Genomic DNA, 11439 nt, shown 5'->3' on the forward strand with positions numbered 1-11439 from the left:
CTAGACGGTTGAGTAATGGCTACACTTTACTCTTTACAAAATTTTTTGGAGCCCGTCATGACACCGACCATCGATCTTCTTCGCCAGCACCGTTCTATTCGCCATTTCAGTGATGAGCCTATTAGTGCAGAACAACGAGAAGCGATCCTGTTAGCAGCACAATCTGCCTCTACCTCCAGCTTGCTACAATGTGCGTCGGTAGTACGGATTACTGATAAATGTAAACGCCAGCGTCTGGCGGAACTTGCCGGTGATCAACGTTGGGTGGTTGAGGCCGCCGAATTTTGGGTACTCTGTGCCGATTTTAATCGACATAAGCAAATCAGTGAGCAAGCAGAATTAGGCTATGCCGAACAACTGATCTTAGGCTGCGTTGATACTGCACTGTTAGCCCAGAATGCGATGGTGGCGGCTGAATCGATCGGCTTGGGCGGAGTCTTTATTGGAGGGCTACGTAATCAACCGCAGGCAGTAAGTGAGTTACTCAATCTGCCTAAATTTGTGCTCCCGCTATTTGGACTCTGCCTCGGCTGGCCAACGGACAAGCCCGAGCTAAAGCCTCGCATGCCTCTCTCGATGCTCGTTCATGAAAATGGCTATCAACCGATTGAGACCGAAACGCTTGCCGCTTACGATGAGCATCTTTTGGATTATTACCAACATCGTAGCAGTGCCAATCGCCATGAAACCTGGAGTGAAATGGTGGAAAGAATGATCACTAAAGAGAGTCGCCCTCATATGCTAGCCTTCCTTCAGCAGCAAGGATGGATCACGCGCTAACCGCCGCCGCGGGATGAGAGCAATAGGATTTCATCCCGCTTCAATGCTATACTGCCGCGCCCCAATTCACTATCGTCCACAGGTAACCTATGTTTTGCCCTCGCTATGACGCGGGTCAGTGTCGCTCTTGTCAATGGCTCCCCAAAGAATACGTCACGCAACTTGCTGATAAACAGGCGAGGATCGAACACTTATTAACCGACATCCCGGTTGCGGAGTGGCGTCCGCCTGTGCCGTCGGCGCAAAGGCGGTTTCGTAATAAGGCAAAAATGGTCGTCAGTGGCTCGGTGGAACGGCCGATTTTGGGGATCGTCAATACCGAGGGCGAAGGTGTCGACCTGATCGACTGTCCACTCTATCCAGATACCTTTGCACCGGTTTTTCGCCAACTCTTACCCTTCATCGCTAAAGCAGGTCTAACGCCTTATCATATTGCACGACGCAAAGGTGAATTAAAATACTTGCTGCTGACAGAGAGTACGCAAGGCGGGATGATGCTTCGCTTTGTCTTACGTTCGGATAAAAAGTTAGCTCAGCTTAAGAAAGTACTGCCTGAACTTCAGCAATGCTTACCGCAATTGACCGTGATTTCAGTCAATATTCAGCCAGTCCATATGGCGATTATGGAGGGAGAGCAGGAGATTATGTTGAGCGATGCCTCCGCATTAGCCGAGTCATTTAACCATATTCCCCTGTGGATCCGCCCGCAAAGCTTCTTTCAAACCAATCCTGAGGTTGCCGCCAAACTCTATCTGACAGCGCGGGAATGGACGCAAGGGCTTAAGCTTGACACTCTGTGGGATTTGTTCTGTGGGGTGGGGGGCTTTGGGCTACATTGCGCGAGAGCCGAGACACAATTGACAGGGATCGAAATCTCCGCTGAGGCGATTGCCTGCGCACAAGATTCCGCGACCAAACTTGGCTTGAAGAATACCCAATTCCGAGCGTTAGATGCCACGCATTACGCTCTGAATGAGACTTCTGCACCGGATTTGCTGTTAGTTAATCCACCTCGACGGGGAATTGGTCAGGAACTCTGTGAATTTATTGTCAGTGTTAAGCCTGCGGCCATCCTCTATTCGAGCTGTAATCCAGAAACCTTGGCAAAAGATATTACGCGATTACAGGGCTATCGGCTCGAACGCGTTCAGTTATTCGATCTTTTCCCTCATACCGCTCACAGCGAAGTGCTCTCTTTATTGATTCGCGAGTAACAAGTTGCCCGCAGGCAACTTATTGGTTAAGCACGTTGCTCAAAGCGTAGGGCATAGGCTTCGATAGACCGCATCAGTAAGGTCAATAGGCCATTAATACAGAGATAGATAATCCCTGCGGCGACAAACACATTGACGTCATAAGTCCCGCCATACAGTTGCTGACTCAATCCCATCACGTCCATCAGGGTAATGGTATAGGCTAACGACGTGCTCTTAAACACCAACACGACTTCATTAGAGTAAGAAGAGAGAGCCCGTTTACATGCATAAGGAAGCAATACTTTCAGCGTCTCCCCACGCGTCATCCCCAAGGCGTAACAGGATTGCCATTGACCCGCTGGGATGGCCTTCACCGCCCCATACAATAGCTGCGTCGTATAAGCGGCACTGTTTAACGATAACGCCACCACTGCACAAAACCCAGGTTCAGAGAGAATCGACCATAGGGCGGGGTACTGCTGTAATATCGGGAACTGCCCCGGCCCATAATAGATTAAGAAGATTTGAACCAGTAACGGCGTACCGGTAAATAGCGTTAAGTAACAGTGGATCATTGCGTTGGTGATCGGGTTACGTAGCGCTAAAAGAATGGTGAGGGTCACCGCGATCAGCAGGGCAATAAGCACCGCACTGACGGTGAGACCTAGACTGACCGGTAAGCCAGCGCTGAGCTTCAGTAAATAGTCGCCCATCATTGTTGCTCCAACTCAAAGCGTGTGACACGGCGCTCAGCAAATTTTAGGATTGCTTGGCTCAACAAGGTAATAATCAGATAGATAGCCGCCGCAACGAGGTACCAAGTAAAGGGCTGTTCGGTTCGCGTGGCAATGCCTTTAGTCTGTAACATTAAATCATTAACACTGATTAGCGAGACTAATGCAGTATCTTTCAACAGCACTAACCACTGGTTCCCTAGTCCGGGTAGGGCGTGACGCCACATCTGCGGCATAACAATAGTAAAAAACACGGTCGATTTACTCATGCCTAGGGAGTAGGCAGACTCCCTCTGTCCTTGAGGAACCGCTCGTAATGCACCGCGCAGGGTTTGCGACGCATAGGCTGAATACAACAGCGCAAGGGCAATCACACCACATAAAAACGGGCTCACTTCGAAGTTTTCGATCTGCAGTTGCAAATGTAACGTTGTGAAGCCTAACGGCAGGGTAAAGCCATCAGATAAGGTGAGCAGTAATTGTGAGGAACCATAATAAATTCCTAACACGACTAAGATTTCCGGCAAGCCACGGATGAGCATCACCAGTAGGCTGCCTAGCCAAGCTAAAGGTTTACAGGAAAGGGATTCCCAACTGGCGAAAATCATCGCCAGCATTAAGCCGACGACAAGTGCGCAAAGCGCAAGGCCGACGGTCAAGCCGCCGGCATTCAAGAGATAAGGTAATTCATTCATCAGCGATTATTTCTTGAACCACTTGTCGTAAATTTTTTGGTATTCACCGTCGGCTTTTACTTTCGCTAGACCTTGGTTAAATTGCTGCTGCAAAGCGCTATTTCCTTGGCGCACGGCAATCGCGACACCCGTACTAAAGTAATCTTTATCGGTCACTTTATCGCCGACGGGTGCCAATGACGGATTATTTTTCAACGACTCGTTGATGACTGCAGTATCACCAAATACGGCATCGACGCGGCCATTTTTTAAGTCAAGAATCGCGTTTTGGTAGCTATCGTAAGGGACGGCCTTAATTTCGCTATGTTTATCCGCGAGGTATTTCTGGTGAGTCGTCCCATTTTGTACGCCGACTTTTTTGCCTTTCAACGTGGCTAAACTGGCTACTTTACCTTTTTCTGAGACAAATAGCGCAGAGTTAAGGTAGTAAGGGGTACTGAATAACACCTGCTTCTGACGCTCTGGGGTAATGTCCATTCCTGCCATTGCCGCATCGATACGACGGAATTTCAGGCTAGGGATTAAGCTGTCGAATGATTGATTCGTAAAGCTACAGCTTGCATCGATTTGCTTACACACTGCCATCGCCAAATCCACATCAAATCCTTGGATTTTGTTATCACTGCCGACAAATTCGAAGGGAGGATAAGAGGCTTCTGTCCCGAAACGGAGCGTTTGGGCCGCGAATGCAGAGGCTGACAGGCTGGTGAGGAGTGCAGCGATAAGAATTTTTTTCATGATGATCCTGTCCTTAATGTGAAAGATAGTTCGCAAATTCGCGTGTTTGAGGATGTGTGAAACGATCAGCTTTTCCTTGCTCAACAATACGTCCATTTTCCATATAGACAATATGTGAAGCGGTTTTTTTTGCGACTTCGACTTCGTGTGTCACAATCACTTGTGTGATATTGGTCGCCGAGAGTTCGTTAATTATCTGTACCACTTGTCCGGTAATTTCAGGATCAAGGGCCGCAGTGGGTTCATCAAACAGTAAGACTTGCGGTTCCATCATCAGCGCGCGGGCAATCGCCACCCGTTGTTGCTGTCCACCTGAAAGGTGCAGAGGGTAGCGTTGGGCGTAATCAGTCAAGCGTAACCGTTCCAAATATTTTTTGGCACGGGTTTGAGCCTCGGCACGGCTTAAGCCCAATACTTTACAAGGGGCTTGAATAAGATTTTGTTCAACGGTGAGGTGTGGCCATAAATTATATTGTTGGAAAACCATCCCCACATCTTGGCGCAATGTTCGAATCGCCGTAGCAGAAGGGCGATCCTTAAAATCGAACTGTTGATTGGCAATGGATAACTGGCCAGAACGCGGAACTTCTAATAAATTTAATACACGCAGCAATGAGCTCTTCCCTGCACCGCTCGGGCCGAGCAGCACTAGCGTCTCCCCTTGGGCACAATTCAAAGTAATATCGTACAGGGCCTGTTGACCGCCGTAGAAACAATTTACGCCTTCTAAATGAATGCTCATGCGATAAATCTGACTTTTATAAGAGTGTATTTGCCCAGATACTAATCCATTATGCATAAGTATGCAATTATGATGCAGACTTTTTCTTATCTCATTCTTAACCTGTTTGGTCAATTGACCGAACAGGGGTAAAGTAGAGCGTCACTCGGTAAAGGGGTAAAAATTGAAAAAGGGATTTCTCATTATGCTGGCGTTGTTGTCGGGGTGCCAGGCCACAAAGCCTGCCCCGACGACGAGTCAGCAGGCCGTCAACACAACCTATGTCGCGATAAGCCATCAACCAAGAATCAACGCTATAGTCATCCACTACACGGTGGCGGATGAGCAGCGAGCTTTAGCGCTCCTTACGGGTAAGCAAGTCAGTAGTCATTATCTGATTGCTCAACACCCTAAGGGCAATCAGTCGTCACCAGAAATCTATCAGCTCGTTCCTGAAGATCAGGCCGCTTGGCATGCGGGGCTCAGTGCGTGGCGAGGTACCTATAATCTTAATAAAACGTCGATAGGCATCGAGTTAGTGAATAAAGGGGTTATCGAACCCTCCGGCCAGCATTTTGGGCAGTGTGAAAGGTATCCGCCGCAACAGATTGGAGTATTAATTCAACTGGTGAGTCAAATTGCCCACCGCTACGGTATAGAGCCTGAAAATATTATTGGGCATAGCGATATTGCGCCGTTAAGAAAAGTGGATCCGGGCCCCTGTTTTCCTTGGCAACAGCTGGCTGAACACGGGCTAGGGGCGTGGCCTGATCAGAAATTAGTGAATAAGTTATTAGCCGGGCGAGCGCCTGATGCACCGGTTGCCAATGCAGTATTGCTACCGCTACTGAAACACTATGGCTATGCCATCAGCGCCCATGCGACACCTGATGAACAGCAGCAATTGATACGCGCGTTTCAAATGCACTTTCAGCCAGAAAATAGCAGTGGGTATGGCGATCAACTTACTCTTGCGCGATTACAGGCACTTCTCTTGCAGTACCCTTGGCAGCGCTAATCACTGCACATCACTTTCAACGATAGTGAGAGGGTGAAGATGAATAATCATGCAGAGTAGGAGGAGTCACGACGTACCCCCTTACCCCCCTTAACCGGCAATCCGCGAGGCCATGATGACAACTCATTTTGAACACAGTGATAGCCAGAATATTTGCAATGAAATTGGCGGTGCAGTCCTGACTGTGCTGGGCAAGCAGCAACCCTTTACCGTACAGGCCTGATCGACTGTTTGCAACAGGCGCAGTGCGACGAACATGATTACGGTGAAATCGCGAAGAAAGCAGGAGCTATGCGATAGAGATCTTAGTAAAATTTACAGAAGCAAAATGAGTAGCCCCTCAACGAGGGGCTAACAGGGGGATGGGCTAGCGGAACAGGTTGGTTTTCGCTAAGTCGATGATCTCGCTGCCTTGGCCATTGATAATCGCTTTCAACATATACAAGCTAAATCCCTTGGCCTGCTCGAGTTTTATCTGTGGCGGCATCGCTAACTCATCTTTCGCTGTCGTCACATCAATCAGTGCCGGGCCAGGATGGTCAAATGCCTGCTGTAAGACATCGCTTAGCTCTGAAGCCTTTTGCACGCTGAAGCCTTCAATATTGCAGGCCTTAGCGATGGCGGCAAAATCAGGGTTATCCAATTCGGTACCATTAGTCAGATACCCCCCGGCTTTCATTTCCATCGCCACAAAACCCAACACACTATTATTAAAGATGACCAGTTTTACCGGTAATTGATGTTGAGCAATCGTCAATAAGTCGCCCATTAGCATGGCAAATCCACCGTCACCGCATAGCGCCACGACTTGACGCGACTTATCGACGGACTGAGCGCCCATGGCTTGAGGCATAGCATTCGCCATCGACCCATGGTTAAACGATCCCAGTAAACGTCTTTTACCGTTCATGGTGAGATAACGCGCCGCCCAAACCGTTGGCGTGCCGACATCACAGGTAAAAATCGTCTCGTCAGTGGCGAGTCGGTCAATTTGTTGGGCGAGATACTGTGGGTGAATAGGGCGTTCATCATTGGCCACGGCTAAATCGTCTAATTGTTGGCGGCTTTTTTGATAGTGTTTAACGGACTTTTCGAGGTGAGCGGGATCATGAGAAGCGCTAAGTAATGGCAGCAACTCCTTGACTGTCGCTTTGATATCCCCAATTAGCGGGAAGTTAACATGGCAGTGCGAACCGATGCTTGAGGGGTTGATATCGATTTGAATAATCTTCGCCGACTCGGGATAGAACGCACGGTAAGGGAATTGCGTTCCTAATAATACCAGTGTATCGGCATCGAGCATGGCGTGATACCCCGACGAGAATCCAATCAGTCCGGTCATGCCGACATCATAGGGGTTGTCGTACTCGATATGTTCTTTACCACGCAGTGCATGCACAATCGAATCGGTGCCTGGAGTTTTTCAGCCAGGGCCACCACTTCATCATGCGCCCCTGCGCAGCCGCTGCCACACATCAGCGTAATGTTGTGAGCGCTATTCAACACTTCTGCCAGTTGTTCGAGTTCCGAGGTAACCGGTTTTACCTCAGGCAGCGACGGCGGGTACCACTCGAGGTTATCGGGAACCTTAATACTTTGTAAGGCGATATCCCCAGGCAGGACGATGACCGCGACACCACGTTTTATAATCGCCGTGCGTAAGGCAATCGCCAGAATTTGTGGGAACTGTTCGGGGTTACTCACCAGTTCACAATAGTGGCTACACTCCTTAAACAGCTCTTGAGGATGGGTTTCTTGGAAGTAGTTACTGCCAATTTCACTAGAAGGGATATGCGCCGCGATAGCGAGGACCGGTTGATGGTTTCGATGGCAATCAAACAGACCGTTGATTAAATGTAAGTTACCTGGGCCACAGGAGCCTGCGCAAACAGCCAATTCATTAGTGACTTGTGCTTCGGCACCGGCAGCAAAAGCCGCCGCCTCTTCATGGCGCGTTGACATCCAAGTAATTGCTGATTGCTTATTTAGACTATCGCTAATCCCATTAAGCGAATCACCGGTGACCCCCCATATATGTTTGACGCCTACCTCTGTTAAGGTTTCTACCAGTAATGCCGCGACTGTCTTTTCCATGTACCACTCCCATTAGATTCACGTTATATGCGTTAATTGTAGTTCAACATTTCTCACAGTTTGATGAGAAGGGATAAACCTTGAATGCGGTCCTATAAAGAAAAGTGGCCGAATGGCTTGTCATAAGGTTTTTTTTAGTTGTATTGTGCCAGAAGGGCTAGACTGAAATAAGGTCGGTTCTGCTAAATGCCAGGGTTCATGATAAACTGACAGTAAAATTGAGCTTTTCATTCAAGTATTGCTGGGTAATTATGGCTAACACGGATCATGGTTTCGACTTCGAACAACTTTTAGAGAGTCATCTTGATGAGGCGTTACAACCGCCGTCAAAGTATAAAGTTGTGCTATTGAATGACGATTACACTCCTATGGAGTTTGTGATCGAAGTTTTACAAAAATTCTTCTCGCTGGATATTGAGCGTGCAACGCAACTGATGCTTACAGTGCATTATGAAGGGAAGGCGATTTGCGGTGAATTTACCGCCGAGGTGGCTGAAACGAAAGTCATGCAAGTGAATCGTTACGCGAAGGAAAATGAGCATCCGTTGCTATGTATGCTGGAAAAAATCTAATCAGCCCCTATATCTAGGCTGAGACCTAAGCGTTAACCGATCGGAGGTGCCTAATGCTCAATCAGGAACTGGAACTCAGTTTAAATATGGCTTTCGCCAGAGCGCGTGAGCACCATCACGAATTTATGACCGTCGAGCATCTGCTCCTCGCGCTAATCAGCAATCCTGCTGCGCGCGAAGCGTTAGAAGCCTGCTCGGTCGATCTCGCTGCGCTGCGCACAGAGCTGGAGACGTTTATTCAGAAAACGACGCCAGTGTTACCCGAAGCGGATGAAGAGCGCGAAACGCAACCCACGTTAAGTTTTCAACGTGTTCTACAACGTGCGGTCTTCCACGTTCAATCGTCCGGACGTAGCGAAGTCACCGGTGCTAATGTACTGGTGGCAATATTCAGTGAACAAGAATCACAAGCGGCGTACCTATTAAGGAAACACGAAGTAAGCCGATTGGATATTGTTAATTATCTCTCTCACGGCACACGTAAAGACGACAGTGCTGAAGATAAACCGTCTGACAATCCGTCTTCTTCAGACGAAGCCGCGAGCAGTTCCAGCGAGGAACGCATTGATAGCTTCACGACCAATCTTAACCAGCTCGCTCGCGTAGGGGGCATCGACCCATTGATTGGCCGCGAGAAAGAGTTAGAAAGAACGGTTCAAGTCTTCTGCCGTCGCCGTAAAAATAACCCGCTGTTAGTGGGTGAGTCAGGCGTCGGGAAAACGGCTATCGCGGAAGGCCTTGCATGGCGTATCGAGCAAGGCGATGTACCCGATGTAATGAAAGAGTGCGTGATTTACTCGCTCGACATTGGCTCGCTGCTCGCGGGGACAAAGTACCGTGGTGACTTTGAAAAGCGTTTTAAAGCGTTGCTAAAACAGCTTGAACAGGATGAGAACAGTATTCTGTTTATCGATGAGATCCACACCATCATCGGAGCGGGTGCTGCCTCGGGTGGGCAAGTCGATGCGGCTAATCTGATTAAGCCACTGCTCTCTAGCGGTAAAATCCGCGTGATGGGTTCCACCACGTATCAAGAATACAGCTCAATCTTTGAAAAAGATCGTGCCTTAGCGCGCCGATTCCAAAAAATTGATATTGTCGAACCTACCTTGGACGAAACAATAAAAATCCTTACGGGTTTAAAACCGAAATACGAGAAGCACCACGATGTCCGCTACACCGCTAAAGCTATTCGCGCTGCCGTGGAATTATCAGTAAAATACATCAACGATCGCCATTTGCCGGACAAGGCCATTGATGTGATCGACGAGGCGGGTGCTCGAGCGCGTCTATTGCCGAATAGCAAACGTAAAAAAACGCTCAATATTCAAGATATCGAAACCGTTGTTGCGCGCATTGCGCGGATCCCTGAAAAAAGTGTTTCAGCGACCGACCGCGATACGTTACGCAGTCTCGATGAGCGCTTGAAAATGTTGGTATTTGGTCAAGATAAAGCGATTAATGCATTATCGGAAGCGATCAAAATGAGTCGTGCGGGCTTGGGCAATGAGCACAAACCTGTCGGATCATTCTTGTTCGCGGGGCCTACCGGTGTGGGTAAAACAGAGGTTACCGCACAGCTGGCGAAAGCTCTGGGCATTGAGCTATTACGTTTTGATATGTCCGAATATATGGAACGTCATACGGTCAGCCGTCTAATAGGTGCACCTCCAGGTTATGTGGGTTACGAACAAGGTGGTCTGTTAACCGACGCGGTCATTAAACATCCTCACTCTGTCGTGTTGCTGGACGAAATTGAAAAAGCGCACCCAGATGTGTTTAACCTCCTGTTGCAAGTCATGGATAACGGGACCTTAACCGATAATAATGGTCGTAAGGCTGATTTCCGTAACGTGATCTTAGTGATGACCACCAATGCGGGAGTCCGTGAGACGGAACGTAAAACCATCGGTTTGATCCAACAAGACAATAGTACCGATGCACTGGAAGAGATTAAGAAAATCTTTACCCCAGAGTTTCGTAACCGTCTTGATAACATTATCTGGTTCGAACATCTCTCCACAGCGGTGATCCATCAAGTCGTGGATAAATTTATCGTCGAACTACAAGCGCAGTTAGATCCGAAGGGTGTGTCATTAGAAGTGAGTGATGAAGCCCGAGAATGGCTAGCAGAGAAAGGCTACGATAAAGCGATGGGTGCTCGTCCTATGGCCAGAGCCGTGCAAGAAAACTTGAAGAAACCTTTAGCTAACGAATTGCTGTTTGGGTCATTAGTCGAAGGGGGGTCAGTTTCAGTTGGTTTAGATCGTAGCAAAGACCAGTTGACCTACCATTTTGAAAGTGCGGCGAGACAGAAAGCTGCAGGGACCGTTCACTAGATAATAAAAAGGCCGGAATATCCGGCCTTTTTTATGGCAGTCATTAAACGATAGATTAACGACTACGGAAGACAATGCGACCTTTCGTTAAATCGTAGGGGGTCAGTTCAACGGTGACTTTATCACCGGTAAGAATACGAATGTAGTTTTTACGCATTTTACCTGAGATATGAGCAGTAACAACGTGCCCATTTTCGAGTTCTACACGGAACATGGTGTTGGGTAACGTATCTAATACGGTGCCCTGCATTTCAATATTGTCTTCTTTGGCCATCGAATCCTCTGAATGGACTAACTAAATGTTTACTCGACAGAATAATGCCGAAGTCTTATACCTGTGTAAAGAAAAGGCGACCAATTAGGTCAGTGCTTGGCGTCAAGCGAGCGATCTTTACGTGAATTTGGGTGTTATGTCGTTTGAGGAACACGTTTGAGTAGGGCATTGGCCATCTACTATCGCGTTATTCCGCAAGGAAAGCGTGGGGTAAAAAGAAAATAGAGTGTTAACTAAACCGCCACCTGCATAACAAGCGCCAGTATTATACTACCTTT

At 48.2% G+C, this 11439-nt stretch carries 10 protein-coding genes and 1 pseudogene; 5 read left to right on the top strand and 6 right to left on the bottom strand.

What is annotated here, in order from left to right:
• The first annotated feature begins 57 nt into the window (after positions 1-57).
• Both nfsA and rlmC read left to right on the top strand, forming a co-directional pair.
• Positions 58-780 carry an oxygen-insensitive NADPH nitroreductase gene (gene nfsA / locus BMX14_RS06740; RefSeq protein WP_092674589.1) on the top strand — a complete coding sequence of 241 codons (723 nt, stop codon included), beginning with the start codon at positions 58-60 and terminating at the stop codon, positions 778-780.
• An 89-nt stretch (positions 781-869) separates the two neighbouring features.
• Entirely contained in the window at positions 870-1994 is a 1125-nt protein-coding gene (gene rlmC / locus BMX14_RS06745; RefSeq protein ID WP_092674592.1) for a 23S rRNA (uracil(747)-C(5))-methyltransferase RlmC, read from the top strand.
• Between the two features lie 26 nt (positions 1995-2020).
• On the opposite strand, the gene artM is transcribed toward rlmC, so the two are convergent.
• From artM to artP, 4 genes are read right to left on the bottom strand one after another with little or no spacing between them, the layout of a single operon-like run.
• On the bottom strand, positions 2021-2689 hold the full coding sequence (gene artM / locus BMX14_RS06750; RefSeq protein WP_092674792.1) for an arginine ABC transporter permease ArtM: 669 nt from the start codon (positions 2687-2689) through the stop codon (positions 2021-2023).
• The gene (artQ, locus tag BMX14_RS06755) at positions 2689-3405 is read right to left on the bottom strand and encodes an arginine ABC transporter permease ArtQ (RefSeq protein ID WP_092674595.1); all 717 of its coding nucleotides are present in this window, start codon (positions 3403-3405) and stop codon (positions 2689-2691) included. Before artQ ends, artM begins: the two co-directional genes overlap by 1 nt.
• Positions 3406-3411: 6 nt before the next feature.
• Entirely contained in the window at positions 3412-4143 is a 732-nt protein-coding gene (gene artJ, locus BMX14_RS06760; protein WP_092674598.1) for an arginine ABC transporter substrate-binding protein, read from the bottom strand.
• A gap of 13 nt (positions 4144-4156) precedes the next feature.
• Positions 4157-4885, bottom strand: coding sequence for an arginine ABC transporter ATP-binding protein ArtP (artP, locus tag BMX14_RS06765; RefSeq protein WP_092674795.1), 729 nt, complete (start codon positions 4883-4885; stop codon positions 4157-4159).
• A gap of 184 nt (positions 4886-5069) precedes the next feature.
• Between artP and BMX14_RS06770 the strand changes: the two genes are divergently transcribed.
• A complete protein-coding gene (locus tag BMX14_RS06770) occupies positions 5070-5882 on the top strand; it encodes an N-acetylmuramoyl-L-alanine amidase (RefSeq protein WP_371316080.1) in 813 nt (270 codons plus the stop codon).
• Positions 5883-6249: 367 nt separating this feature from the next.
• Here BMX14_RS06770 and poxB read toward each other — a convergent pair.
• A pseudogene (gene poxB / locus BMX14_RS06775) lies at positions 6250-7976 on the bottom strand (ubiquinone-dependent pyruvate dehydrogenase).
• Positions 7977-8227: 251 nt separating this feature from the next.
• Between poxB and clpS the strand changes: the two are divergent.
• On the top strand, positions 8228-8548 hold the full coding sequence (gene clpS / locus BMX14_RS06780; protein WP_092674604.1) for an ATP-dependent Clp protease adapter ClpS: 321 nt from the start codon (positions 8228-8230) through the stop codon (positions 8546-8548).
• Between the two features lie 53 nt (positions 8549-8601).
• Positions 8602-10887, top strand: coding sequence for an ATP-dependent Clp protease ATP-binding subunit ClpA (clpA, locus tag BMX14_RS06785; RefSeq protein ID WP_092674607.1), 2286 nt, complete (start codon positions 8602-8604; stop codon positions 10885-10887).
• A gap of 55 nt (positions 10888-10942) precedes the next feature.
• Here clpA and infA read toward each other — a convergent pair whose 3' ends face one another.
• On the bottom strand, positions 10943-11161 hold the full coding sequence (infA, locus tag BMX14_RS06790; RefSeq protein WP_028684310.1) for a translation initiation factor IF-1: 219 nt from the start codon (positions 11159-11161) through the stop codon (positions 10943-10945).
• Positions 11162-11439 lie beyond the last annotated feature (278 nt).

The organism is Rosenbergiella nectarea, assembly GCF_900111105.1.
Lineage (GTDB): Bacteria > Pseudomonadota > Gammaproteobacteria > Enterobacterales > Enterobacteriaceae > Rosenbergiella > Rosenbergiella nectarea.